Source organism: Caballeronia sp. GAFFF1 (genome assembly GCF_023630705.1).
Lineage (GTDB): Bacteria > Pseudomonadota > Gammaproteobacteria > Burkholderiales > Burkholderiaceae > Caballeronia.
This window is the reverse complement of record NZ_JALQEM010000014.1, coordinates 42033-68463: the sequence shown is the minus strand read 5'-3', so window position 1 is coordinate 68463 and position 26431 is coordinate 42033. Positions and strand designations below refer to the sequence as shown.

At 65.1% G+C, this 26431-nt stretch carries 23 protein-coding genes and 1 pseudogene; 20 read left to right on the top strand and 4 right to left on the bottom strand.

Annotation, left to right across the window (positions count from 1 at the left end):
• The 8 genes and pseudogenes from NCR37_RS07295 to NCR37_RS07260 form a co-directional block, all read left to right on the top strand.
• Positions 1–168 (top strand): annotated as a pseudogene (locus NCR37_RS07295) (acetyl-CoA C-acetyltransferase); the annotation flags it as partial.
• A 117-nt stretch (positions 169–285) separates the two neighbouring features.
• Complete coding sequence (locus NCR37_RS07290; protein WP_250472417.1) at positions 286–1026, top strand: 3-ketoacyl-ACP reductase; 741 nt, start codon at positions 286–288, stop codon at positions 1024–1026.
• 161 nt (positions 1027–1187) lie between these two features.
• Positions 1188–1763 carry a polyhydroxyalkanoate synthesis repressor PhaR gene (gene phaR / locus NCR37_RS07285; protein ID WP_175940416.1) on the top strand — a complete coding sequence of 192 codons (576 nt, stop codon included), beginning with the start codon at positions 1188–1190 and terminating at the stop codon, positions 1761–1763.
• A 173-nt stretch (positions 1764–1936) separates the two neighbouring features.
• A complete protein-coding gene (rimO, locus tag NCR37_RS07280) occupies positions 1937–3274 on the top strand; it encodes a 30S ribosomal protein S12 methylthiotransferase RimO (protein ID WP_206468240.1) in 1338 nt (445 codons plus the stop codon).
• A gap of 3 nt (positions 3275–3277) precedes the next feature.
• Entirely contained in the window at positions 3278–4219 is a 942-nt protein-coding gene (locus NCR37_RS07275) for a sugar kinase (protein WP_250472416.1), read from the top strand.
• A 37-nt stretch (positions 4220–4256) separates the two neighbouring features.
• A complete protein-coding gene (gene bktB / locus NCR37_RS07270; protein WP_250472415.1) occupies positions 4257–5441 on the top strand; it encodes a beta-ketothiolase BktB in 1185 nt (394 codons plus the stop codon).
• 22 nt (positions 5442–5463) lie between these two features.
• Entirely contained in the window at positions 5464–6144 is a 681-nt protein-coding gene (locus NCR37_RS07265) for a hypothetical protein (RefSeq protein ID WP_250472414.1), read from the top strand.
• 32 nt (positions 6145–6176) lie between these two features.
• Positions 6177–7370, top strand: a complete 1194-nt coding sequence (locus tag NCR37_RS07260) for a cystathionine beta-lyase (RefSeq protein ID WP_250472413.1) — start codon at positions 6177–6179, stop codon at positions 7368–7370.
• A 36-nt stretch (positions 7371–7406) separates the two neighbouring features.
• On the opposite strand, the gene serB is transcribed toward NCR37_RS07260, so the two are convergent.
• Both serB and NCR37_RS07250 read right to left on the bottom strand, forming a co-directional pair.
• Entirely contained in the window at positions 7407–8246 is an 840-nt protein-coding gene (gene serB / locus NCR37_RS07255) for a phosphoserine phosphatase SerB (RefSeq protein ID WP_250472412.1), read from the bottom strand.
• A gap of 131 nt (positions 8247–8377) precedes the next feature.
• Entirely contained in the window at positions 8378–9334 is a 957-nt protein-coding gene (locus NCR37_RS07250; protein ID WP_250472411.1) for a LysR family transcriptional regulator, read from the bottom strand.
• Between the two features lie 120 nt (positions 9335–9454).
• Between NCR37_RS07250 and NCR37_RS07245 the strand changes: the two genes are divergently transcribed.
• The 11 genes from NCR37_RS07245 (at position 9455) to NCR37_RS07195 (ending at position 22191) form a co-directional block, all read left to right on the top strand.
• Positions 9455–10471 carry a zinc-binding alcohol dehydrogenase family protein gene (locus NCR37_RS07245; RefSeq protein WP_250472410.1) on the top strand — a complete coding sequence of 339 codons (1017 nt, stop codon included), beginning with the start codon at positions 9455–9457 and terminating at the stop codon, positions 10469–10471.
• A 148-nt stretch (positions 10472–10619) separates the two neighbouring features.
• Complete coding sequence (locus NCR37_RS07240) at positions 10620–11174, top strand: DUF6013 family protein (RefSeq protein WP_250472409.1); 555 nt, start codon at positions 10620–10622, stop codon at positions 11172–11174.
• A gap of 200 nt (positions 11175–11374) precedes the next feature.
• The gene (gene ku, locus NCR37_RS07235; RefSeq protein ID WP_250472408.1) at positions 11375–12292 is read left to right on the top strand and encodes a non-homologous end joining protein Ku; all 918 of its coding nucleotides are present in this window, start codon (positions 11375–11377) and stop codon (positions 12290–12292) included.
• A gap of 65 nt (positions 12293–12357) precedes the next feature.
• Positions 12358–15120 carry a DNA ligase D gene (gene ligD / locus NCR37_RS07230; protein ID WP_250472407.1) on the top strand — a complete coding sequence of 921 codons (2763 nt, stop codon included), beginning with the start codon at positions 12358–12360 and terminating at the stop codon, positions 15118–15120.
• A gap of 53 nt (positions 15121–15173) precedes the next feature.
• The gene (locus NCR37_RS07225; RefSeq protein WP_250472406.1) at positions 15174–15395 is read left to right on the top strand and encodes a hypothetical protein; all 222 of its coding nucleotides are present in this window, start codon (positions 15174–15176) and stop codon (positions 15393–15395) included.
• A 208-nt stretch (positions 15396–15603) separates the two neighbouring features.
• Complete coding sequence (locus NCR37_RS07220; RefSeq protein WP_250472405.1) at positions 15604–16221, top strand: biliverdin-producing heme oxygenase; 618 nt, start codon at positions 15604–15606, stop codon at positions 16219–16221.
• A complete protein-coding gene (locus tag NCR37_RS07215; RefSeq protein WP_250472404.1) occupies positions 16218–18611 on the top strand; it encodes an ATP-binding protein in 2394 nt (797 codons plus the stop codon). The genes NCR37_RS07220 and NCR37_RS07215 overlap by 4 nt, the downstream gene beginning before the upstream one ends.
• On the top strand, positions 18604–19068 hold the full coding sequence (locus tag NCR37_RS07210; protein ID WP_250472403.1) for a response regulator: 465 nt from the start codon (positions 18604–18606) through the stop codon (positions 19066–19068). The genes NCR37_RS07215 and NCR37_RS07210 overlap by 8 nt, the downstream gene beginning before the upstream one ends.
• 74 nt (positions 19069–19142) lie before the next feature.
• Positions 19143–21080, top strand: a complete 1938-nt coding sequence (locus tag NCR37_RS07205) for a hybrid sensor histidine kinase/response regulator (RefSeq protein ID WP_250472402.1) — start codon at positions 19143–19145, stop codon at positions 21078–21080.
• A gap of 131 nt (positions 21081–21211) precedes the next feature.
• Positions 21212–21679, top strand: coding sequence for a VOC family protein (locus NCR37_RS07200; RefSeq protein WP_244846407.1), 468 nt, complete (start codon positions 21212–21214; stop codon positions 21677–21679).
• Positions 21680–21714: 35 nt separating this feature from the next.
• Positions 21715–22191 (top strand): VOC family protein, encoded by a 477-nt coding sequence (locus NCR37_RS07195; RefSeq protein ID WP_250472401.1) that lies wholly within the window; start codon positions 21715–21717, stop codon positions 22189–22191.
• On the opposite strand, the gene NCR37_RS07190 is transcribed toward NCR37_RS07195, so the two are convergent.
• Together NCR37_RS07190 and NCR37_RS07185 are read right to left on the bottom strand one after the other, a co-directional pair.
• Positions 22192–23007: an ABC transporter permease gene (locus tag NCR37_RS07190; protein WP_250472400.1), complete on the bottom strand. Its 816-nt coding sequence runs from the start codon at positions 23005–23007 to the stop codon at positions 22192–22194.
• A complete protein-coding gene (locus NCR37_RS07185) occupies positions 23004–23702 on the bottom strand; it encodes an ABC transporter ATP-binding protein (RefSeq protein ID WP_250472399.1) in 699 nt (232 codons plus the stop codon). Before NCR37_RS07185 ends, NCR37_RS07190 begins: the two co-directional genes overlap by 4 nt.
• Positions 23703–23817: 115 nt before the next feature.
• Here NCR37_RS07185 and NCR37_RS07180 point away from each other — a divergent pair, with 115 nt between their 5' ends.
• On the top strand, positions 23818–26196 hold the full coding sequence (locus tag NCR37_RS07180; RefSeq protein ID WP_250472398.1) for an AsmA family protein: 2379 nt from the start codon (positions 23818–23820) through the stop codon (positions 26194–26196).
• The last annotated feature ends 235 nt before the right edge of the window (positions 26197–26431 follow it).

Genomic DNA, 26431 nt, shown 5'->3' with positions numbered 1-26431 from the left:
AACGTGAACGGCGGGGCGATCGCGATCGGGCATCCGATCGGCGCATCGGGCTGCCGCATTCTGGTCACGCTGCTGCACGAAATGCAGAAGCGCGACGCGAAGAAGGGCTTGGCGTCGCTGTGCATTGGCGGCGGCATGGGCGTCGCGCTGGCGGTCGAGCGGCTGTAGAGCGGAAGGCGGTTGTTGAGCCGAGGACGGTTGTAGCGCAAGCCGCGTCGGAACAAAGAAAGGGACAAGCGGGCGGCGCCCTCGGGCGCGCACCGCATAACGAAAAGGGAGTCGAGCATGACGAAGCGCGTAGCGTATGTAACGGGCGGGATGGGCGGCATCGGCACCAGCATTTGCCAGCGGCTTCACAAGGACGGCTTCACGGTCGTTGCAGGCTGCGGGCCGAACTCGCCGCGCCGGGTGAAATGGCTCGAAGACCAGAAGGCGCTCGGCTTCGACTTTATCGCCTCCGAGGGCAACGTCGGCGATTGGGAATCGACCAAGAACGCGTTCGACAAAGTGAAGGCCGAAGTCGGCGAAGTCGACGTGCTCGTCAATAACGCGGGCATCACGCGCGACGTCGTGTTCCGCAAAATGACGCACGAGGACTGGACCGCGGTCATCGACACGAACCTGACGAGTCTCTTCAACGTCACCAAGCAAGTGATCGACGGCATGGTCGAGCGCGGCTGGGGCCGCGTCATCAATATTTCGTCGGTGAACGGGCAGAAGGGCCAGTTCGGCCAGACGAATTATTCGACGGCCAAGGCCGGCATTCACGGCTTCACGATGGCGCTCGCGCAGGAAGTGGCGACCAAGGGCGTGACGGTCAACACGGTCTCGCCGGGCTATATCGGCACGGACATGGTGAAGTCCATTCGCCCGGAAGTGCTGGAGAAGATCGTCGCGACCATTCCCGTGCGACGTCTTGGCACGCCGGACGAGATCGGCTCGATCGTCGCGTGGCTCGCGTCGGAGGAATCGGGTTTCTCCACCGGGGCGGATTTCTCGCTCAACGGTGGATTGCACATGGGCTGACGGGCCGCGATCGCCGGCGGGGCGCATGGGGCGCCCGCGCCGGCGGATGCCGCCTGCCGGATACATCAACGATGCGGCGAACCCGCAGCAACGCTTTTTTGCGACAACGCAAGACATGCTTGCTGCCATCGCAGTAAAGTCTCGCGTTTTGAAGGCGTTCAATGACCACCACGACTACTACAAAGAAATCCGCCGAACGACTCATCAAAAAATATCCGAACCGGCGGCTCTATGACACGGAGACGAGCACCTACATCACGTTGTCCGACGTGAAGCAGCTCGTGCTCGATCAGGAAGACTTCAAGGTGCTCGACGCCAAGTCCAACGACGACCTGACGCGCAGCATCCTTTTGCAGATCATTCTGGAAGAAGAGAGCGGCGGCTTGCCGATGTTCTCGTCGGTGATGCTCTCGCAGATCATCCGCTTCTACGGCCACGCCATGCAGGGCATGATGGGCACGTATCTGGAGAAGAACATCCAGGCGTTCATCGACATCCAGCAGAAGCTCTCGGAGCAAAGCAAGGGCATCTACGACGGTAACGCGCTCAACCCGGAAGTCTGGTCGCAGTTCATGAACATGCAGGCCCCGATGATGCAGGGCATGATGACGAGCTACATCGAGCAGTCGAAGAACATGTTCGTGCAGATGCAGGAGCAGATGCAGAATCAGGCGAAGACGATGTTCAACACGTTCCCGTTCCCGACGCCGACTGCGCCGTCAGGGGACAAGAAGTAAGGAAGCCGGGCGTTCTCGCTTCGGGCGAGCAGCCCGGAACGGCTTTCACGAATGCTCCGGGGTAAAATACGGGATTGGCCTCGTGCGTCCGGCGACGCCCCTCATCCGACCGTTTCCCCGTGAAAAATTCCCCAGATTCAATCGTCAAGACGAACTCCGCGCCGAAGATCGGCATGGTCAGCCTCGGCTGCCCGAAAGCCCTCGTCGATTCGGAGCAGATCATCACCCAGTTGCGCGCCGAGGGTTATCAAATCTCCGGCAGCTATGACGGCGCCGACCTCGTCGTCGTCAACACCTGCGGCTTTATCGACGAAGCCGTGCAGGAAAGCCTCGACGCCATCGGCGAGGCGCTCAACGAAAACGGCAAGGTCATCGTGACCGGCTGCCTCGGCGCGAAAAAGAGCGCGAGCGGCAGCGGGCTCATCGAGGAAGTGCATCCGAAGGTGCTGGCCGTCACCGGCCCGCACGCGACCAACGAAGTGATGAACGCGGTTCACGCGCACTTGCCGAAGCCGCATGATCCGTTCGTCGATCTCGTGCCGCCCGCCGGCATCAAGCTCACGCCGCGCCATTACGCGTATCTCAAGATTTCCGAAGGCTGCAACCATCGCTGCACGTTCTGCATCATTCCGTCGATGCGCGGCGATCTCGTTTCGCGCCCCGTCGCCGAAGTGATGCTCGAAGCCGAGAATCTGTTCAAGTCGGGCGTGAAGGAACTGCTCGTCATCTCGCAGGACACGAGCGCGTACGGCGTGGATGTGAAGTACCGCACCGGTTTCTGGAACGGCAAGCCGCTCAAGACGCGCATGACCGAACTCGTCGGCGCGCTGGGCGAACTGGCCGCGCAGTATGGCGCGTGGGTGCGCCTGCATTATGTCTATCCGTATCCGAGCGTCGATGAAGTCATCCCGATGATGGCGGAAGGCCCGCTCAAGGGCCACGTTCTGCCGTATCTCGATGTGCCGTTCCAGCACGCGCATCCCGAAGTGCTCAAGCGCATGAAGCGCCCGGCCAACGCCGAAAAGGTGCTGGAGCGCGTGAAGGCATGGCGCGCCATGTGCCCCGACCTGACGATTCGCAGCACGTTCATCGCGGGCTTTCCGGGCGAGACGGAAGAGCAGTTCCAGACGCTGCTCGACTTCATCGAGGAAGCGGATCTGGATCGCGTCGGCTGCTTCGCGTATTCGCCGGTCGAAGGCGCGACCGCCAACGAGCTCGACGGCGCGCTGCCGGACGACGTGCGCGAGGAGCGCCGCGCGCGCTTCATGGAACTGGCCGAGGAACTGTCGGCGAAACGCATGAAGAAGAAAGTCGGCAAGACGCTGAAGGTGCTCGTCGACGAAATAAGCGCGGAAGGCGGCATCGGGCGGACGGCGGCGGATGCGCCGGAAATCGACGGCGTCGTGTATATTGCCCCGCCGACGAAGGCGTCGAAGCGCTACAAGGCGGGCGACTTCGTCTCCGTGAAGATCACGGGCGCGGACGGCCACGATCTCTGGGGCGAGGTCTGATCGATGACGCTCCCGACGCCCCACACGCCCGTTACGCCGCATATCCTCGCGCTCGGCGAGGCGATGATCGAGTTCAATCAGTCGAGACGTGACGAGCCGACGTATCTGCAAGGCTTCGGCGGCGACGTATCGAACTTTCTGATCGCGGCGGCGCGGCAGGGCGCGGCGACGGGCTTCGTTTCGGCGGTCGGCAACGATGGTTTCGGGCAGCTGCTGCTCGATCTGTGGCGCGCGGAGAACGTCGACACGTCCGCCGTTCGCGTCGATCCGGACGCGCCAACGGGCGTCTATTTCGTGTCGCACGGCGCGAGCGGGCATCGCTTCGACTACCTGCGCGCGGGGTCGGCGGCGAGCCGCTATGCGCCGTCGCATCTGCCGCTCGACACGATCGCGGCGGCGAAAATCGTGCATCTGTCCGGCATCAGTCTCGCCATCGGCGTGAGCGCGTGCGATGCCGCGTTCGCGGCTATCGACCATGCGCGCATCAACGGCGTGAAGGTCAGCTTCGACACGAACCTGCGGTTGAAGCTCTGGCCGCTCGCCCGCGCCCGCGCGGTGATGCTCGAAGCGATCCGCCAGAGCGATATCTGCCTGCCGAGCTGGGACGACGTCACCGTGCTCACGGGCCATGAAGACAAAGACGCGATCGTCGACACGCTGCTCGCGCTCGGTCCGACCATCGTCGCGATGAAGCTCGGCCGCGAAGGCGCGTATGTCGCGACGCCCGACGAGCGGCGCGTGGTGCCGGGCCGTGTCGTGAATGCGGTCGATGCGACCGGGGCGGGCGATTGCTTCGGCGGCGCGTTCATCGCGCGGCTCCTCGCGGGCGACGATCCTTTCGCGGCCGCGCACTACGCGAACGCGGCGGCGGCCTTGTCGACGCAAGGCTTCGGCGCCGTCGCGCCGATTCCAGACCGGGCGGCCGTCGAACGCGCGCTGGCGTGAGCTTTCAAAAAATCATTCGATAGGAACAGGAGACGACATGGAACGCGAAGTGGTGGTGGCAAGCGGCGTGCGCACGGCAATCGGCGATTTCGGGGGCGCGCTCAAGGATTTCACGCCGACCGATCTCGGCGCGCGCGTGGTGCGCGAGGCGCTGTCCCGCGCGAGCGTCACGGGCGAGGAAGTCGGACACGTCGTGTTCGGCAACGTGATCCAGACCGAGCCGCGCGACATGTATCTCGCGCGCGTCGCCGCGCTCGACGGCGGCGTGTCGCAGCACGCGCCCGCGCTCACTGTCAACCGGCTATGCGGCTCGGGCTTGCAGGCGATCGTGTCGGCCGCGCAGTCCATTCTGCTCGGCGATGCGGACATCGCCATCGGCGGCGGCGCGGAAAGCATGAGCCGCGCGCCGTACGTGATGCCCGCCGCGCGCTTCGGCCAGCGCATGGGCGATGCGCGCGTCGTCGACATGATGCTCGGCGCGCTCAACGACCCGTTCCACAAGTTTCACATGGGCGTGACGGCGGAAAACGTCGCGAACAAGTACGGCATCACCCGCGAGGCGCAGGACGAGCTCGCGCTGGAATCGCACCGTCGCGCGGCCAATGCCATCGAGGCTGGCTACTTCAAAGAGCAGATTCTGCCGATCACGCTGGCAGCGAAAAAGGGCGACACCGTGTTCGACCGCGACGAGCATGTGCGCATGAACGCGACGGCGGACGACTTCGCGAAGCTGAAGCCCGTGTTCGCGAAGGAAAACGGCACGGTGACGGCGGGCAACGCGTCGGGCATCAACGACGCGGCGGCGGCCGTGGTGCTGATGGAACGCGGCGTCGCGGAGAAGCGCGGCGCGCGGCCGCTCGGGCGGCTCGTCGCGTACGCGCACGCGGGCGTCGATCCGACCATCATGGGCATCGGCCCGGTGCCGGCCACGCGCAAGGTGCTGGAACGCGCGGGGCTTTCCGTCGACGATCTCGACGTGATCGAGGCCAACGAAGCGTTCGCCGCGCAAGCGTGCGCGGTCACGCAGGAACTGCGGCTCGATCCCGCGAAGGTGAACCCGAACGGCTCGGGCATTTCGCTCGGGCATCCGATCGGCGCGACGGGCGCGCTCATCACGGTGAAGGCACTGTACGAGCTCCAGCGCATCGGCGGGCGTTACGCGCTCGTGACCATGTGCATCGGCGGCGGGCAGGGCATCGCGGCGATCTTCGAGCGTATTTGACGTGGTATCGAAGGAAAGAAGGATGAGAGAAGCAACGAAGCGGCCGGGCGTGCCGGCCGCGCTGACGATGACCGCCGGTCTGGCCGCGGCGCTTGCTCTCGCGGGCTGCAATTCGCCGATGCCGCCGGATGCGTCGGCGTCGGCGTCCGCGTCCGCGAGCGCCCGGAGCGCGCCGAGCGGCGAATCGTATGGCGCCGACAAGGCGATCCGGACGCTCGCGCTGCCGCCGCAAAAGCCGCTCGCGCCGAACCCGGAGTACGCGCATTTTCCGCGCTACGTGGGCACGCTCGGCGGCAAGCAGATCGAGATGAAGCTCGGCGCCAAGACCGATGACGCGTCCGGCGTGCACGGCGAATATCGCTTCGCCGGCAGCCCGACGGTGATTCTCGTGGCGGGCGACCGCGACGGCGAAACGCTCGAAATCGAGGAGTCGAACGACGGAACGCACATCACCGGCAACTGGGTCGGCAAGTTCGAGGCGGACGGCAGCGTCTCGGGTGAACGCATGGACCCGGACGATTCGAATGCGCAGCCTTTCGAGTTGCGGCCTGCCGTGGCGGGCGTGACGCTGCCGCGCGCGCCGGCCAGCACTGGCACCGCTGCCGCGCCCGCCGCGCCTTCGCTCGAACCCGCGCCGCCTGCGTTGCCTTCCTCGCCGCTGAACGCCGTGGGTGGAACAACGAACGTCATCACCGGCGAATAACGCCTTTCTTCATCCACGCTGACAGCAAGCCCATGACCGATTCCAGCAGTAAGGACCGAGACCTGCAAACGCGCATCGTCCAGCCGGACGACCGTATCACGCCCGGCTTCGAGTCGTTTTCCGTGCCGGTGGCGCGGGCATCGACGGTCGTTTTTCCGGATCTCGCGACGATGCGCGCGCTCGTCTGGAGCGACGACTCGAAGTGGCGCTACGGGCTGCACGGGACGCCGACGACGATCGCGCTCGCGCAGCGCCTCGCCGCGATCGAAGGTGGCGAGCATGCGCTGTTGCAGCCGTCCGGGCTCGCGGCGATATCGAACGTGTACTTCGGCCTCGTCAGAGCGGGCGATCACGTGCTCGTGCCGGACAATGCCTACTCGCCGAACCGCGAGCATGCGGACTGGCTCGCGGCAGACTTCGGCCTCGAAGTCGGCTACTACGATCCGATGATCGGCGCTGGCATCGCCGATTCGATCCGTCCCAACACGAAGCTCATCTGGCTCGAAGCGCCCGGCTCGGTCACGATGGAAGTGCAGGACGTGCCGGCCATCGCCGCGGTCGCGCGGGCGCGCGGCATCGTGACGGCGATCGACAACACATTCTCGGCGGGACTTGCGTTCAAGCCGTTCGATCACGGCGTCGATATCTCGGTGCAGGCGCTGACGAAGTATCAGTCGGGCGGCAGCGACATTCTGATGGGCGCAACGATCACGCGCGATGTCGAATTGCACAGGAAGCTCAAGCGCGCGCGCATGCGGCTGGGCGTCGGTGTGTCGGCGGACGATGCATCGCTCGTCTTGCGCAGCCTGCCTTCGATGAAACTGCGTTACGAAGCGCACGACCGCTCGGCGCTCGCGCTCGCGCGTTGGCTCAAGACGCGCCCGGAAGTGGCGGCGGTGCTGCATCCCGCGCTCGACGATTGCCCCGGCCATGAGTTTTTCGCACGCGACTTCTCGGGCGGCGCGGGCGGTCTGTTCTCGATCGTATTCGATGCCCGTTACAGCGCCGAACAGGTCGATGCCTTCGTCGAGGCGCTCGAACTATTCTCGATTGGCTGGAGCTGGGGCGGCGCGCATAGCCTCGCGATGCCCTACAACGTGCGCTCGATGCGCACCGCGTCGCAATGGCCGCACGAAGGCGTGCTCGTGCGGCTATTCGTAGGTCTGGAAGACGAAGCGGATTTGCGCGCGGACATCGAATCCGCGCTCGGCAAGGCGTTCGCGTAACGTAATGTCACGTGACGGACGGTGTGCTCGCCGCGATCAGAACAGGCGAAGCAGTCCGTCCAGTCCAACGAAGTTGAACGCGACGCTCGCCGACTCGCGCACGACGGGCTTCGCGCGAAACGCCACGGACAAGCCGGCTTCGGCCATCATCTTCAGATCGTTGGAGCCGTCGCCCATTGCAATCGCACGCTTGGAATCGATGCCGATCTTCTCGCACGTCTCGCGCAGCGTGCGCGCCTTCACGTCGGCGTTCACGATTTCACCGATCACCTTGCCGGTCAGCTTGCCATCCACGATTTCGAGCGTGTTCGCGCGCGTGTAGTCGAGCCCGAGACGCGTCTTCAGGCGCTCGGTGAAGAACGTGAACCCGCCGGACACGAGCAGCGTCTTCAGTCCCGCCGCGCGCGCGCCTTCCAGCATGCGCTCCGCGCCCGGCGACAGTCGCAGGCGTTCTTCATAGACGCGTTCGAGCGCCGTGGCATCGAGGCCCTTCAGCAGGGCGACGCGGCGCGTGAGGCTTTCGTTGAAGTCCTTGATCTCGCCGCGCATCGACGCTTCCGTGATGGCAGCGACTTCGGCCTTCAGCCCGCAGAAGTCCGCGATCTCGTCGATGCATTCGATGGTGATCAGCGTCGAGTCCATGTCCATGGCGACGAGACCGAAATCGGAAAGCTGCGCGCGCGGCTCGATGTACGCGTAGTCGAGCGCGTGCGTCCCGCAATAGGCATCGACGTCGGGACGCTGAAGCGGATCGGCATCGACGAGGCGCAAGAGCGTGTCGTCGATACGTGAAGCCGTGCGCGAGCGGGCGAGGGCGGCAAGGGGCCGCACGTGCGAATCGGCGATCGGGGCGGGGCTTTGAATGACGAGGTTCATCGGAGCGGTTTTTTGTCGAGCGAGGGCGCGGGAAGCGGGTATTGTACGGGGCGAGGTGTTGTTTCGACGCCGGCGGCAACTTGGCATTTTGCATGCGGCATCGTGCATGCAGCATGCAAAACGCAACCGTGCTAACGCATCACAGCTGCCGGCTCGACGTCCCAATAAGGCGGCTCCCCGAACCTTCCCGCAAGAAACTCGATGAAGGCCAGCGTCTTCGGCGGAACGAACGCCCGACTCGGGTACACCGCCCAGATCGCGACCGTCTGCGCGATCGGATAATCGTCGAGCACGGTGACGAGTTCTCCGCTCGCCAGCAACGGCGCCACGCTCCAGGTGGACTTCAGCCCGATGCCGATGCCCGCCGCGAGCGCATCGCGGATCACTTCGCCGTTGTCCGTGACGAGCCGGCCGGACACGCGCACATCGATCACGCCCGTCGGCGTGACGAAACTCCAGTCGCGCTGATCGGCCAGAATCACGCATTCGTGCTGCGCAAGGTCTGCGGGATGGCGCGGCGTGCCGTGTTTTTCGAGATAGGCGGGCGACGCGCATAGCACGCGCCGGTTGCTCGCGAGCTTGCGCGCGACGAGCGTCGAGTCCTTCAACGCGCCGATGCGTATCGCGAGGTCGATGCCTTCATCCACGAGATCGACGATCTGATCCGTCATGCGCAGGTCCATCGTCACGCTCGGATACTGCGCGAGGAAAGCCGGAATCAGCGGCGAGATGTGCTGACGGCCGAGCGAAGAGGGCATCGTCACGCGCAGCCGCCCATGCGGTTCCGCGAGCGCCCGGCCGACCGATGCGCGCGCCGCTTCTGCCGCATCCAGCAACTGGCGCGCATGCGCCGCGAAGATCTCGCCTTCCTGCGTGACGCTCACGCGCCGCGTCGTCCGATGCAGCAACCGCGCGCCCAGCATGCGCTCGAGGCCCGCGATCCGCGCGCTCGCCACGGCCGGCGACAAGCCGAACTCCCGCGCGGCCGACGACAGATTGGCCAGCGCCGCCGCCCGCACGAAAAGGCTCACGTCGAGCAGGTCAAGCCGGTCTCGCGCGTGTCCTTCAACCCATGCGTCGCTCGCCATTCGATGGATTCCCCGAAAAATGTTTCATCCATTATGGCGGTTTTCCGAAAGCGTGGCGCGCGCTACGATGCAGTCACCGTTTGCATTAAGAATCCAAAGTCACCTGAACAAGGACACATCATGAAGGCCATCGGTCTGACCCGCTACTTGCCCATTTCGAACCCCGAATCGCTCGTCGACATCGAGCTCGATAAGCCCACGCCGACCGGCCGCGATCTGCTCGTGAGAATCGAGGCCATCGCGGTGAATCCGGTCGACACGAAAGTGCGCGCGCCGAAGGACAAGATCGAGGAAAGCCCGCGCGTGCTCGGCTGGGACGCGGCCGGCGTCGTCGAAGCCGTCGGTCCGGACGTCTCGCTCTTCAAAGTGGGCGATGCCGTGTATTACGCCGGCGACATCACGCGGCAAGGTGCGAACAGCGAATTTCATCTGATCGACGAGCGCATCGTCGGCGCGAAGCCGAAGTCGCTCGACTTCACGCACGCGGCCGCGCTCCCGCTCACCACGCTCACTGCATGGGAAGCACTGTTCGACCGGCTGAAGGTGTCCGCCGAAGGCAGGGACGCGGGCAAGAGCGTGCTCATCATCGGCGGCGCGGGCGGCGTCGGCTCGATCGGTATTCAGCTCGCCAAGCAAGTGGCGAAGCTTCACGTCATCGCGACGGCGTCGCGGCCCGAGTCGGCGAAATGGGCGACGGAGCTGGGCGCGGATCGCATCGTCAATCACTTCGAGGACATTCCGGCGCAACTGAAGGACGCCGGCATGCCTCAAGTCGACTATGTGCTGATCTTCAACGACACCGACAAGCATTTCCCGGCCGCGGCCGAAGTCGTGAAGCCGCAGGGCAGCATCTGCACGATCGTCGAGAATGCAGCGCCGCTTCCGGTCGAACTGCTGAAGGCGAAAAGCGCGGCGTTTCACTGGGAGTTCATGTTCACGCGCGCGATGTTCCAGACGCCCGACATGATCGAGCAGCACAAGCTGTTGTCCGAAGTGGCGCGGCTGATCGACGCAGGCACCATCCGCACGACGCTCGGCAAGAACCTCGGAAAGATCAACGCCGCGAATCTGAGAGAAGCGCATCGCCTTCTGGAAGAAGGGCGCGCGATCGGCAAGCTGGTGATGACGGGTTTCTGAAACGCTTCGGCGCATTCTTTCCGGCATGCGCAGGCTCGGGTTTTCCCCGACGAAGCCCGCGCATCCTCAGCGCTAGACTGACTCCGCCTTGAGCCGATCCGGCGCCCGCCGCGCCGGATTGCTCTCGCGCTTATTCAGGAGATGCCGGATGAATCGACTCTCGAACGCAGTGCGCGGCGCGTGTGCAGCCGTGGTCGCTTGCGGGGTGCTTGCGACGGCGCACGCCACGCCCGGCATCCGCGTCTTGTCCGAAGCGCCCAACGACGGGCCGATCAAATACACGGTCAAGATGACGTCGAAGACCTTCGGCAACGAACAGGAGACGCGCACGATCCGCTCAGGCGAGAGCGACGACTTCACCTGGCAAGCGTCCGCGCCCAAGGGCGCGCAGGCGGTGCCGGACGGGTGCCCGCAGCTTTCGTCGATCCCGCGTAGCGCCGAGGGCGCAGCGGTGCGCCAGGTGCAGATCCGCTTTGCGCCCGTCGTGGCCGACAACGGTTCGGCCAACGTTCAACTGAGCTTTCGCGGGTACGCGCCGAAGGGCACGAGCAAGGTCACGGTCGCGGGCAAGGCGTTGCAGTGTCCCGTCGATTCTCGCGTCAGCCAGATCGTGCGTTTCACCATGCCGACGTCGACCGGATCGAAAAAGACCGTGACGCTCGATGACGGCACTCAGTTGACCATCACGGCGAGCCGGAAGTAACTCACTCACGCCGCTCCTCCGAGCGGCAGGCCGTGACGCAACTAACCGTCTTTATCGCTCGCGGCCGCGACAACCCAGCGGTTGCCCGACGTTGGCATCCTTCCTGCTACCAGAACCGATGCCCATAGCGTCGCGCTCGATCGCGCCGCCGACATGCCAACCGCCAACGCATCGACCGTTCCGTCAGCGAGGTAATCGCGATGCCGCACATGATCTGGAAAGGCGCGATCAGCTTCGGGCTGGTTCACGTGCCTGTGCAACTCTATCCGGCCACGCAGTCGGAGAAGGTCGGCTTCAATCTGCTCGATAAACGGTCGATGGACCCCATCGGCTACAAGCAGATCAACAAGAACACCGGCAAGGACGTCACGCGCGACAACATCGTGCGAGGCTTCGAGTACGAGAAGGGGAAGTACGTCGTGATGACCGACGCCGAAATTCGCGCGGCCAATCCCGAATCGACGCAGACGGTCGATATTCTCTCGTTCGTCGATGCCCCCGAGATCTCGTTCCTCTCGCTCGACACGCCGTATTACCTCACGCCCGACCGCAAGGGCGAAAAGGTCTATGCGCTCCTGCGCGACGCGTTGAAGGATACCGGCAAGGTCGGCATCGCGAGCGTCGTGCTGCACAACAAGCAGCATCTCGCCGCGCTGATCCCGGTCGGCCCCGCGCTCGCGCTCAACACGCTGCGCTGGGGCGATGAAGTGCGCGATTTCAGCCAGTTCACGTTCCCCGACGAAGACACCAAGAAGGCCGGCGTCACGGCGAAGGAGCTGGACATGGCCAAGCGCCTGATCGACGACATGAGCGACTCATGGGACCCGACCAAGTATCACGACACCTTCCGCGACGACATCATGGCGCTCGTGGAGAAGAAGGTGAAGGAAGGCAAGGTCGCCGAAGTGATGAAGTTCGAGGAAGGCGGCGAGGCGAAGGCGAGCGCGGACATTCTCGACCTGTCCGAACTGCTCAAGCGCAGCCTGAAGAAAGGCGGCGCGACGAAGCGCGGCGGCAGTTCCGGGAGTGCCGACGACGGCGGCGATGACGCGGGCAAGGACGCCGGCGAGGAACCCGCGCGCCCGGCGCGTAAGACGGCGCGTCGCAAGCGGGCGTAGGGGGCGTAGGGGGCGTAGGGGCGGTCAGGCGCCTATCGGACGACACGAAGAAGGACTCCACGACGATGACGGGCAAGCTCGAAACCTATCAGCGGATGCGGCGTTTCAACCAAACGCCCGAGCCTTCGGGCGAAAAGACCGCCGCGCGCAAAACGCCGCGCCGCAAGAAGGCGCCCGCGCAGGCGCTTTCCTTCGTCATTCAGGAACACGACGCGCGGCGGCTGCACTACGACTTCCGGCTCGAACTCGACGGCACGCTCAAGTCGTGGGCGGTGCCCAAAGGGCCGAGCCTCGATCCGTCGGTGAAGCGGCTCGCGGTGCATGTCGAAGATCACCCGATCGACTACGGCTCCTTCGAAGGCGACATCCCGGAGGGCAATTACGGCGCGGGCAGCGTCATCGTGTGGGATCGCGGAACCTGGGCGCCGCAGACCGGCACCGCCGAAGACGCCGCCCGCGAGTACGAAAAGGGCAAGCTCAAGTTCACGCTCGACGGCGAAAAGCTGCGCGGCGGCTGGACGCTCGTGCGCAGTCACATGCGCGGCAGCGGCGACAAGGAACAGTGGTTCCTCATCAAGGAACGCGACGAGGAAGCGCGGCCCGAATCGGAATACGACGTACTCCTGAAGAAACCCGGCAGCGTGCTTTCCGACTCGCTGGGCGCACGGCTCGAAAACGGCGACCTGCGCGAACGCAACGAGCGCAAGGCGAAGCCGGCGGCGCGAAGAACGGTGCCGCGCCCGCCGAGCGACGCATCGAACGGTCACGCGCACCCGGATATCGTCGCGACGCGCAACAGCGAATCGCTGCGGGCGCTGTCGCACGATCCGGCCATCGAAGGCGCCGAGAAAGCCAAGCTTCCCGCGCTCCTGAAGCCGCAACTCGCCACGCTCGTCGATGCGGCACCGGGGAGCGACGAGTGGTCCTACGAGATCAAGTTCGATGGATATCGCGTGCTCGCGCGCATCGAGCGGACGAAGGGCAAGAGCGATATTCGCATCTTCACGCGCAACGGCAACGACTGGACGGCCAAGTTTCCGAAGCAGGTGAAGGCGCTGGAAAAGCTCGATATCGACAGCGGCTGGCTCGACGGCGAAGCGGTCGTGCTCGACGACCGCGGCTTGCCGGACTTTCAGGCGCTGCAAAACGCCTTCGATGTCGGGCGGCCTCAGGGCATTGTCGTGTACTTCTTCGACCTCGCGTTTCTGAACGGCTACGACCTGCGCAACGTGCCGCTCGTGCAGCGCCGCGCCCTACTGAAAGCGATCGTCGAACCGGTCGACGACGCGGCCTTGCGCTATTCCGAAGACTTCGCCTTCAGCGCCGACGACCTGCTCAAGAGCGCATGCGACATGGCGCTCGAAGGGATCATCGGCAAGCGGATCGACTCGACGTATGTCTCGGGGCGCAGCAACTCGTGGATCAAGCTCAAGTGCCGGCGCCGACAGGAGTTCGTCGTCGCGGGTTACTCTGAGCCGTCCGGCAGCCGCGGAGCGTTCGGCGCGCTTCTGCTCGGCGTATACGACGCGAAGGGCAAGCTGCAATACGCGGGGCGCGTGGGCACCGGCTTCGATCACTCAACGCTCGTCGCGGTCAAGAAAGAGCTCGACAAGCGCGCGACCGACCGTATGCCGTTCGACAAGGAGCCGCAGGAACGCAGCCGCACGCCGGTGCATTGGGTGAAGCCCGAACTCGTGGCCGAGTGCAATTTCGCGGAATGGACCAAGGAGCGCATCGTGCGACAAGCATCGTTCGTTAGTCTGCGTGACGATAAACCCGCGCGGCAGATCGTGAAGGAAGAGCCGGCGTCGACCGAAAAGGTCGAGGCTGAGGAAGAAGAGACAGTGACGCCCAAGGCGCGAAAGACGGCGGCGAAGACTGCAAAAAAGACAGCGGCCAAAACCGCCTCGAAGTCCCGCGCGAACGCGACCGAAATCGAAGGCGTGAAGATCAGCCATCCGGACCGCGTGATCGACAAGTCGACGGGCCTGAGAAAGATCGATGTCGTCGAGTACTACGCGTCGATTGCCGAATGGATGCTGCCGCACTTGCAGGACCGGCCGGTTTCGCTCGTGCGCGCGCCCGACGATATCGGCGGCGAGTTGTTCTTTCAGAAGCACAGCGCGCGGCTCGCGATTCCGCACATCACGCAACATCCGGATGTCGATCCCGGGCATCCGCCGCTTCTGACGGTGGAATCGGCGCAGGCGCTCGTCGGCACCGCGCAAATGGGCACGATCGAACTGCATACGTGGAACTCGGTGGCGTCGAATATCGAAAAGCCGGATCGCATGGTATTCGATCTCGATCCGGGCGAGGGCGTCGGCTGGGATCGCATGGTGGAAGCGGCCAAGCTGACGCGCGACCTGCTGGAAGAGCTCGGGCTCACGTCCTTCTGCAAGACGAGCGGCGGCAAGGGGCTCCATGTGGTCGTGCCGCTCGCCAAGCAGGCAGGCTGGGACGAGATGAAGGGCTTCTCGCAGGCCGTCGCGCAGTTCATGGCCAAGACGCTGCCGAAATTTTTCTCGGCGAAAATGGGCATGCAGAATCGGCAGGATAAAATTTTCGTCGATTATCTGCGCAACAATCGCGGGTCCAGCACCGTCTGCGCGTTCTCGCTGCGGGCGCGCCCGGGCATGGGCGCGTCGATGCCGATCAGTTGGGACGAACTCGACGACACCACGCGCGGCGACCAGTGGAATATCGGCAATGCGCGCGAGCGAATGAACGCGCTCACCGCCGATCCCTGGGAAGGCTATGCCAAGGCGCGCCAGCGGCTCACGGCGCAGATGAAAAAGCGCCTGGGCATTGACGGCTCGCGCGGGTGATTCACGAAACCGGCATGCAACGGAGCGCACACGGAGCGCAAGCGGAGCGCATCATGAAGCAGGCGAAAGACGAACCCGAAAGCACGCCCGACGCGCCGCGCGACGACGAGGCCAACGCGACGAGCGACGAGCGCGCGAAGCCCCCGCTGCCTCACGAGACGGATCAGAGCGTGCAGTCGCAAGACGAGCAAACCCCGCGCGATGTCGGCAAGCAGGCGCATGAGGACATCGAACGCGGCCTCGTCGATACCGACCGGAGAAACAGTGAACCATGACGCGGACAGCGGGCTGAAGCGTCGCCGAAGTGCCGATGTCCATGACATCGGAGGGGCGCGTTGCGTAGAATGGTTGTTTGTCTCGAAAAAAAACGGGCGACAGCCCCTTTTTACCGGCCGTCACGCGCAACGCTTCCCGAACCGGTAAGACGTTCCAGCCAGCTTGCCTTTTGCCGCATATCCGGCGCAACAAGCCACACAACCGAACATGCGACACGACCTTCTGTCCCGCCTGAAGCAAGAAACCGCTGCGTGTCATTCCCGTCTGGAGCAGACGCTCGACCTGATGCGGGACGGCTTGCAGCGCGACGAATACATCGCGCTGCTCGAACGTTTCTACGGCTACGTTGCGCCGTGGGAAGACACGGTCGGCGCATGCCTGCCTGCGTCGCTGCATGCGTTCTTCGATGAACGCCGCAAGACGTCGCTGCTTGCCGCCGATCTGGTCGCGCTCCGTGGCGACCCCGCAGCCGCCGAGTCCATCATGATCGCGAACGCGCGGAGCTTGCCGCCGATCGACGATCTCGGCAGCGCCTTCGGCTCGCTCTATGTAATGGAAGGCTCGACGCTCGGCGGGCGCTTCATCGCGCCCCACGTGGCCGAGCAACTGGGCCTCGCGCCGGGCGTCGGCAACGCCTACTTCGACGGCTACGGCGCGCGCACGGGCAGCATGTGGAACGCGTTTCGCGAAATCGCCGTATCGGTCGTCCCGGAAACGGGATACGACGCCGCGGTGAGCGCCGCCATCGGAACCTTCGAGAGTCTGCAGGCGTGGCTGTGCGTCGAATCGTTCGACGCCCCAGCGATTACGGGAGCCGCCGCATGAGCAACCCTCCCGCGAATCATTCGGGCGCGAGCCACGGCCCGAGCCACGTCGCCGGTCCGCCGGACGCGGAAGCGCGCCGCCGCACGCTCGATTCGGGCGTGGCGAGCAAGGACTGCGACGCCGAGCCGATTCACATTCCCGGCGGCATTCAATCGCACGGTTATCTGGTCGTGCTGGCCGAGGAAGCCGGCGATCAGGCGGGCTTGCGCATCACGCAAGCCAGCGAGAATATCGCGGCGCTGACGGGTGAAAGCGTCGAGGCGCTGCTCGGCAAGCCGCTCGATGCGCTCGTCGGCGAAGACGCCGCGCGGCGCGTCCTGCGCGCCGCATCGACGATGCAGGTGGAGGACTCGCCGCTCTACGTCGGCGCCACGGACAAGCCCGGGCGGCTCGATGTCACGGTTCATCGGCATGACGGCGTGCTGATTGTCGAAATGGAAGCGACCGCCGAGCCGGGCGAAGCGGCGTTCTCGTCGATGTATCCGCTCGTGCGCACGTTCGCCCGCGACTTGCAGAATGCCACCACGGTCGAGGAACTCGCGGAGCTGGCCGTGCGCGAAGTCCGCGCGATCTGCGGTTTCGGCCGCGTGATGCTCTACAGCTTCGACGCGGAAGGCCGCAGCCACGTGCTCGCCGAAGACCGCGACCCGCGCTATGCGTCTTTCCTGCATCAGTTCTTTCCGGCATCGGACATTCCGACTCAGGCGCGCGCCCTGTACCTGCGCAACCGCATCCGCCTCGTGTCGGATGTGAACTACGTGCCCGCGCGCCTCGTTCCGGCCGTCAACCCGGTCACCGGGCGCCCGGCCGATCTCACTTACGCCACGCTGCGCAGCTTCTCGCCGGTGCACCTCGAATACATGCGCAACATGGGCACGAACGCGTCGATGTCCGTGTCGATCGTCGTGCGCGGGCAGCTGTGGGGCCTCATCTCGTGTCACGATCACGACGCGCGCCGCGTGCCGTTCAGCACGCGCGTGGCGGTCGAGCATCTCGGGCACATGCTGTCGCTGCAAATCGAGGCGAAGGAGGAGCGCGAGCAGGGCGAATATCTCGGCGAATTGCGCCGCACGATGGCCCGCCTCATCGCCGCGATGAGCGAGCACGAGAGCTTTGTCGCCGGGCTGCAAGACGTGCCGGGCGATCTGCTCGGCTTTACGCGTTCCGAAGGCGCGGCCATCGTGATGAACGACCAGATCACGCTGATGGGCAAGACGCCCGACGAAGAGACGGTGCGCGCGCTGACGCTCTGGCTCGCTGAGAACACGTCCGGCGTCTGGTCGACGGATTCGCTCGCGCGCCAGTGGCCGCCGGGGCAGGCGCATCAGGACACCGCGTGCGGCGTGCTCGCCGTGCCCGTGTCGCAGATTTTCCGGAACTATCTGCTGTGGTTCCGGCCCGAGGTCATGCAGACCATCAAGTGGGCCGGCGAGCCTGTGAAGATTCGCGGCGAGGACGGCGCGAGCGCGCCGCGCACGAGCTTCAGCCCCTGGCTCGAAACGGTGCGCGGACATTCGGTGTCGTGGCGCCAGGCCGAACTCGAAGTCGCGAGCGAATTGCGCGGCGCGCTGCTCAACATCGTGCTGCGCCGCGCGGAAGAGCGCGCCGAGATGGCAACGGAACTCGCCCGCGCGAACAAGGAACTCGAAGCCTTCTCCTATTCGGTGTCGCACGACCTGCGCGCGCCGCTGCGCCATATCGCCGGTTACGGAGACCTGCTGCGCGAGCTGGAAGCCGAGCGCATGTCCGACAAGAGCCGCCGCTTTCTCAACAACATGCTGGAATCGGCACGCTTCGCGGGCACGCTCGTCGACGATCTTCTGACGTTCTCGCAGATGGGCCGCGCCGCGCTGCGCCCCGCGCCGGTCGACCTCGGGCAACTGGTGCGATTCGTCGTGCGCGAGTTCGACTCGGAAACCGTCGGACGGCACATCGAATGGGTGATCGGCGAGCTGCCGCGCGTCACCGGCGACGCCGCCTTCCTGCAACTCGCCGTGCACAATCTGATCTCGAACGCGGTGAAATATACGCGGACGCGGGAATCGGCGAAAATCGAGATATTCGCGACTCGCAGTGGCGACGAGCACATCATCGGTGTGCGTGACAACGGCGTCGGGTTCGACATGAAGTACGAAGGCAAGCTCTTCGGCGTGTTCCAGCGGCTGCATCGCGCGGAGGAGTTCGAAGGCACGGGAATCGGCCTCGCGAACGTGCGGCGTATCGTCGAGCGGCACGAAGGGCGCACGTGGGCCGAAGGGCGGCTGGGCGAGGGCGCGGTATTCTATTTCTCGTTGCCGGTCGAGTTTCACAGCGTGACGGGCCGGGAGGCCGGCAAGCCGAAGGCCGCATCCGCAACGTCAGTGACAAAATCAAGACCAGATCATGCTTAAACCGATACTGCTCGTCGAAGACAATCCGAACGACCTCGAGCTTACCCTCGTCGCGCTGGACAAGAGCCAGCTCGCCAACGAAGTGATCGTTGCGCGCGACGGTCAGGAAGCCATCGACTATCTCACGTGCGAGGGCCAGTGGAAGGAACGCGCACCGGGCAATCCGGCCGTGATCCTGCTCGATCTGAAGCTGCCGAAAATCGACGGCCTCGAAGTGCTGGACATGGTGCGGTCGAACGCGGGGCTCAAGAGCATTCCGGTCGTCATGCTGACGTCCTCGCGCGAGGAACAGGACCTCGTGCGCAGCTACGAGCTCGGCGTGAACGCCTACGTGGTGAAGCCGGTGGAATTCGCGGAATTCGTCGAGGCCATCAGCGATCTCGGCGTGTTCTGGGCCGTGCTGAACGAGCCGCCGCCAGGCTCCACGCGCTTTCGCCGTCCGTCGGTGGGGCAGTGACGGTTGTGCCCATGTTCGCCGTCGTGACTTTCTCAGCGCCCGCGCGCCCGCTTTCGAGCGAGGCCGCCTAGACCATGCAGCCCCTGCATCTGCTTCTCGTCGAAGACAACGCACTCGATGCGGAACTGACGATTGCCCAGCTCGAACGCGCCGACTACATCGTGGACGCGACCATCGTCTACGATTCCGCGAGCTTCAACGCCGCGCTCGACAGCCAGCGCTTCGACGTGATTCTCGCCGACTTCGTGATGCCGACGTTCTCCGGCATCGAGGCGTTGTCCATTGCGAGCGAGCGCACGCCGGACACGCCGTTTATCTTCGTGTCGGGTCTGCTCGGCGAAGAACACGCCGTCGACATGCTCAAGCGCGGCGCGACCGATTACGTGCTTAAACAGCGTCTGCAACGCCTGCCTGCGGTGGTGCGCCGCGCGATGCGCGAAAGCGCGGAACGCGAGCAACGCATCGCGGTGGAGCGCGCGCTGCGCGAGACGGAAACGCATTTTCGCCTGCTGATCGACGCGCTGAAGGATTACGCCGTCATCACGCTCGATCCCGAAGGGCGCATCCGCACGTGGAACGCGGCGTCCGAGCGCATTCTGGGCTTTCCGGCGCAGGACGTGCTCGGGCAAAGCGCGAGCATCTTCTATAGCCAGGAAGACCGCGAAGCCGGCGTGTACGACAACGAACTGGAAACAGCGCGGCGCGAAGGCAGCGCGAGCGACGATCGCTGGCTGTGGCGCAAGGACGGGCACTCGTTCTTCGCGTCCGGCGTGACGACCGCGATCCGCACCGAGCATGACGAGCTGATCGGTTTTTCCAAGATCGTGCGCGACGCGACCGATGCCCACATGGCCGCCGACGCGCTGCGGCTCGCGAAAGATCAGGCGGAATCCGCGAACCGCGCGAAGGACCATTTTCTGGCGGTGCTCTCGCATGAACTGCGCACGCCGCTCACGCCGATTCTCGCGGCCGTGCGTTTGCTTGAAATCAAGCATCCGCTGCCGCCCGACGCGCACCCGACGCTCGATCTCATTCGCCGCAATGTGGAACTCGAAGCGCGGCTGATCGACGACCTGCTCGATCTCACGAGCATCGCGCGTGGCAAGCTGAGCCTGAACTTCGCGAACGTCGCGCTCGATACGCTGCTCACGAGCGCGGTCGACATGTCGGAGGCTGATCTGCGCGCGAAGCAGCTCACGCTCGAAACGCGGTTCGAGGCCGGGCGTTTCGTCGTGCTCGGCGACGCCGCGCGGCTTCAGCAGATCATCTGGAACTTGATGAAGAACGCGGTCAAGTTCACGCCGGCGGGCGGGCGTATCGAAGTGCGCACGTGGAACCCGGACGACCGGACCATTGCGGTGTCGGTGACCGACAGCGGCATCGGCATCAGCGCGGAGGCGCTGCCGCGCATCTTCTCGGCGTTCGAACAGGCCGACGATTCCATTACGCGGTCTTTCGGCGGATTGGGCCTCGGTCTCGCCATCGCGAGCACGCTTGCGCAGAAGCACGGCGGCACGCTTTCCGCGCATAGCGACGGCCGGGACATGGGCGCGCGTTTCACGCTGACGCTGCCGCTTGCGCGCGTGCAGCCCACGCACGAAGCCGCGCCGCTGCCGGAAGCCGCGCGCCACGAGAAGGGCCGCGCGCTGCGCGTGCTGCTCGTCGAAGACAACGAGCAGACGTCGTCGGCCATGGCCGAGGTGCTGGAGATGCTCGGCCACGATGTCGCGGTCGCCACGACCGTCGCGGCGGCGCTGGAACGGGCGAGGAGCGCGCCGTTCGACCTGCTGGTGAGCGATATCGGCTTGCCGGATGGCAGCGGACTCGATATCGCGCGCGCATGGCGCGAGCTTCAGCCGGACAAGCCTTCGGTCGCCATCACGGGATACGGCATGGACGAGGACATCCGCCGCTGCCGCGAGGCAGGCTTTCGCGATCATCTGACCAAGCCCGTCAACTTCTCGCGGCTCGAAGCGCTGATTCGCTCGCTCGCGGAGCAGCTTTCTCAATAGCTTCGAAGCAGCGGCTCTGCAAAAATTTGCGCCGGCTGCGCGAAACGATGTCGATTGGCGGCATGCTTGCACGTCGTAGGACAGAGAGCGGGTGAGCCCGCTCGTCCACCACGTTCAATCACGGAGCCACCATGTCGCACAGTCCCGTCAAAGCCATTCCCGAAGGCATGCACTCGCTCACGCCGCACCTCGTCTGCGCGGGCGCGGCCGAGGCCATCGAGTTCTACAAGCGCGCGTTCGGCGCCGTCGAGATCGGACGCCTTCCCGGCGACGACGGCAAGCTCATGCACGCGATGGTCAAGATCGGCGATTCCATGCTGATGCTCGTCGACGAGCACCCGGACTTCGGCATGCTCGGCGCGAAGTCGCTGAAGGGCTCGCCCGTCACCATTCATCTGTACGTGGAAGATGTCGACGCCACGGTGAAGCAGGCCGAAGCAGCCGGCGCGCGCGTCACGATGCCGGTCGCCGACATGTTCTGGGGCGACCGCTACGGGCGTCTGGAAGACCCGTTCGGGCATCAGTGGTCGGTCGCCACGCACAAGCGCGATGTGAGTCCCGCCGAGATGCAGCAGGGCAAGTGCGCGCCTCGCGAATGACGTCAGACAGTATCCGAATCCGAAGGAGAAAGCTCATGCAGAAGATTTCGCCCTGTCTGTGGTTCGAGGCCGACAATGCGCAGGAGGCCGTCGACTTCTACCTCACCGTGTTCAACAACGCGCGCATCCTCGAAACCATGCGCCATACCGAAGCCAGCCCCGGCCCCGCGGGCAGCGTCCTTGCCGTGCTCTTCGAACTCGACGGCGAAGCGTTCATGGCGATCAACGGCGGCTCGCAGTTCAAGTTCACGCCCGCCATTTCGATGTTCGTGAACTGCGAGAGCCAGGACGAGATCGACCGTTACTGGGACAAGCTGCTCGACGGCGGGCAGGCGCTCGCGTGCGGCTGGGTGACGGACCGCTTCGGCGTGACGTGGCAGATTGCGCCGTCGCGCCTGCGCTCGATGCTTCAGGACCCCGACCCGGCCAAAGCCAACCGCACGATGCAGGCGATGATGGGCATGATCAAGCTGGACATCGCGGCGCTGGAGCGCGCTTACCACGGCGCGTGATCACGCGCGGCGCTTCTTCGCCTTGCGCTCGACGAGCTTCGACGCATTGAAGCGGTGGTCCGGCGAGAAGAGCCGCCGGTACGTCATCACGACCGCGCCTACGACGCCCAGCCCCGACGCCGCCGCGATCAGAAACATGATGACGATCTGATAGCGCACCGCCTGCAACGGCGATTGCCCCGCCAGCACTTGCCCGGTCATCATGCCGGGCAGGCTCACGAGACCGACCACGGCCATCTGATTGAGCGTCGGAATCATGCCCGCGCGCACTGCCTGGCGCGCGGGCCCTTTGGCCGCTTCCCAGCGCGTCGCGCCGAGCGCGAGCGACATCTCGACCGCGCCGCGTCCCGCGGTCAGCTCTTCCGTCATGCGTTCGATGCCGAGCGAGACGCCGGTCAGCGTATTGCCGAGCACCATGCCGAGGATCGGAATCGTGTATTGCGGCTCATACCACGGATGAATGCGGATCACGACGAAAAGCCCGAACGCGCCGATGAGCCACGAACTGCCCCAGATCGACACGATGCTGTCCGCGCGCTGGCCCGCATACGTGCGCCGCCCGCGACCGGACGCCGCGAGCCCCGCGATCACCGTCATCAGGACCATGAGCGGCAGCACCACATACCAGCGGCTGAACGCGAACACCCAGCCCAGCACATAGCCGATAAAGAGCAATTGCACGACGGTGCGCACCGCCGCGATCAGGAGCCGCCGCTCCAGCCCGAGGTCGAGCGCGACAGAAAGCGCCCCGTTCACGACGATGAGCGCCGCCGCGAGCCCGATATCGACGAGGCTCAGATTCTGGTAACCGTTCACGCGGCCTCCGCGGTTTCGGTGAGCGTGCCCGCCGACATCGCGAGATGGCGCGTGGCGACGCGCAGCGCCTGCTCCGGATCATGCGATACCCAGATACACGCGCGCGCCTGCGGCCCCTGACCTCCGTCGAACCATGCGCCGACGAGCGCTTCGATCGCGCGCACGGAAGCGGGATCGAGCGAGGCGGTCGGCTCGTCGAGCAGGAGCACGTCGGGCGCGAGTTGCAGCACGCGCACTAACGCCGCGATCTGCGCCTCGCCGCCCGACAACTCGCTTGCGAGCTTGTCGAGGAAGTCGGCGCTGCGTCCGGCTCCGCGCGCGAGACGCGCGGCGGCGTCGCGATCGAAATGCGCATCGCGATAGGTCTTCAGCGTGTACGGATAGCGCAGGTTGTCCTCGACCGTGCCGTCGAGCATGGCGGGCCGCTGCGCGATATAGGCCACGCGCCGCCGATACGGCGGAATGCCCGCGCGTTCGATCCGCTCGCCGCGCCACGTGACGACGCCCGCATCGCAGGGATCGAGCAGCGCGAGCGTGCGCAGGAACACGCTCTTTCCGGACCCCGAGGGCCCGGTGATGGCGACGCGTTCGCCCGCGCGCAGCGCGAAATCGGTGGGATGCAGCAGTACCGTGCCGCGCAGCGCATCGCGGCGCGCGACGCCCTTGGCCGCTACGAGCGGTCTGTCGTTAGCCATCTGCGGAAATCGTGGGGAGTCTCTTGTGGCCGTCATCTTACGCGGGCTCGCGGACATGAGCCGGGCACATCTCATGCTGGCGCGAAGTGAATCAGAAAAAACGGATGGAGAGGTCATGGCGCAAGCCCGAACCGCCGGAAAAATCGGAAAGATCGCAGCATGGTTCTTCGCCATTCTCGCGATCCTGATCGCCGTGCTGGTGATCGTGTTCCTGACCTTCGACTGGAACCGGCTGCGGCCCTGGATCGACGACAAGGTCTCGCAGGCGATCGGCCGTCAGTTTCAGATCACCGGCGACCTCAAGGTCGGCTGGCGCCGTCCGCCGAACGAAACGGGCTGGAAGCACTGGGTGCCCTGGCCGCGCTTTTCCGCCGAAAAAATCACCATCGCGAACCCGGACTGGGCGCGCCAGCAGCACTTCGCGACGCTCGATGAAATCGACTTCCAGGTCGCGGTGCTGCCGCTTCTCGCGCATGACATCGTGATTCCGACGATCCACCTCGTGAATCCGTCAATCGACATCGAACGGCTGAAGGACAATCGCAACAACTGGACGTTCAAGTTCAAGCAGTCGAGCCAGCCTTCGACATGGAATCTGAAACTCGGCGACATTTCGCTCGCCAAAGGCACGATCGGCGTCCATGACGAAGTGACCAAGACCCAGATGGATATCGTCGTCGATACGCTCGGCCAGGCCGTGCCCATCGGCGAAGTGATGAAGCAACAGGAAGCGGCATCCACGAAATCGTCGGCGGAGATGGTCGGCAAGGGCGGGGCCGCCAAGCTCAGCAAGCAGGCGGATGCAGCGGCGGCATCGGAAGCGTCGGCTGCATCGGCGGCGTCCGCGGCGGCAGCGGCGAATGCCTCGGCGCCGAATCCGGCGAGCACATCCGCGAACAAGAGCATCACGACCAAGGATGCGCCCAAGCCGCCTATTCCGCCGTATGCGTTCGGCTGGACCGCGAAGGGCACGTACAACAACGGCAAGGTCTCGGGCGAAGGCAAGCTCGGCGGCGTCCTCGCGGTGCAGGACGCGCAGCGCCCGTTCCCCGTTCAGGCCGATGTGCGGCTCGGCGATACGCATATTGCATTCGTCGGCACCGTGACCGATCCCGCGCACCTCGCGGCGGTCGATCTGCGGCTCTGGGTGCAGGCGGTCAGCATGGCGCATTTGTACACATTCACCGGCGTCACGCTGCCGGACACGCCGCCTTTCGCAACGGAAGGACGCCTGACCGGTCAGTTCAGGGAAGAAGGCAACGTCTTCCATTACGAGAATTTCACCGGGCGCGTGGGCGGCAGCGATATCAACGGTTCGCTCGTCTATGCGGCCAGGAAGCCGCGACCGCTGTTGCAGGGCGAACTCGTATCGCACCTGCTGCAGTTCTCCGATCTCGCGCCGATCATCGGCGCCGACTCCAACGCGAGCAAGGAGAAGCGCGGCGACGCGAAGAAACAGCCGTCCGCCAAGGCGCTGCCGACTGAGGAGTTCAAAACGGACCGCTGGAAGGCCATCGACGCCGACGTTAAGTTCACCGGCCAGCGCATCATCAAGGACCCGAAGCTGCCGATCACCGATCTCTACACGCATGTCGTGATGAAGGACGGCGTGCTCTCGCTCGAGCCGCTCAAGTTCGGCGTCGCGGGCGGCACGTTTGCATCCAATATTCATCTCGATGGCAGCGACGCGCCGCTGAAGGGCAAGGTGTCGGCGGAGGCGCGGCATCTGAAGCTGAAGCAGCTATTCCCGACGAACAAGACGATGCAATCTGCGCTCGGCGAAGTGAACGGCGATGCCGCGTTGTCCGCGACCGGCAATTCGCCCGCGGCGCTCGCCGCGAGTTCGAACGGCGAAGTGAAGGCGCTGATTACCGAGGGCACGGTGAGCCGGCTCTACATGGAGGCGGCGGGCCTGAACGTGGCGAACGTGGTCTACGAGAAGCTCTTCGGCAACCGGGACGTGAAAATCAATTGCGCGGCCGCGGACTTCGTTGTGACGAACGGCGTGCTGGATTCGCGCGTCTTTGCGCTCGATACGGACGATGCGGTCATCAATGTGGACGGCACGATCAACCTGAAGACAGAGGACATGGATCTGGGCATCCATCCGCACACCAAGGGCTTCCGCATTTTCTCCCTGCGCTCGCCGTTGTACGTGAAGGGCACGTTCAAGGAGCCGAAAGTGGGCGTGAACGTCGGGGCGCTGGCGGTGCGCGGAGGCGCGGCGGTCGGGCTCGGGCTGATCAATCCGTTCGCGGCGCTGATTCCGCTCATTGCGCCGAGCAACAACAAGCCGCTGCCGTGCGGGCAGATGCTCGCGGACATCCAGAAGCCGCCGACCGCGCCGCCGGCCGGGCAGAAGCAGAAGGCGAAGGCGGCGCCGGCGTATATGTCGTCCGGCGCGGCCGCTGCGGGCGCGGGTGCCGCCGACAAGGCGCCGAAGAAGCCGGCGGTGCCGGGAGCGGCTAGTGCGGGGCAGTATCGGGGGAGTTGATGTCTTGCGATGCCGTGGCGCGCGTCTGCTGCGTCACGATGCGGCCGCGACGCCACCGCCGCTTACCTTTCTGTTCGATGGGAGCACGGGAAAGCCGGCGAGCGCGTTGACGGCAGCTTATCCGCAGACGACGCAAGAGCCTCGAGCAACACGGCAACGCAGAGTTGGATGCACATGTGCGCGACGCCGCCGATCATGCCGACGCAGACGGCTCCGGCGCGAAAGCAACCGGGCA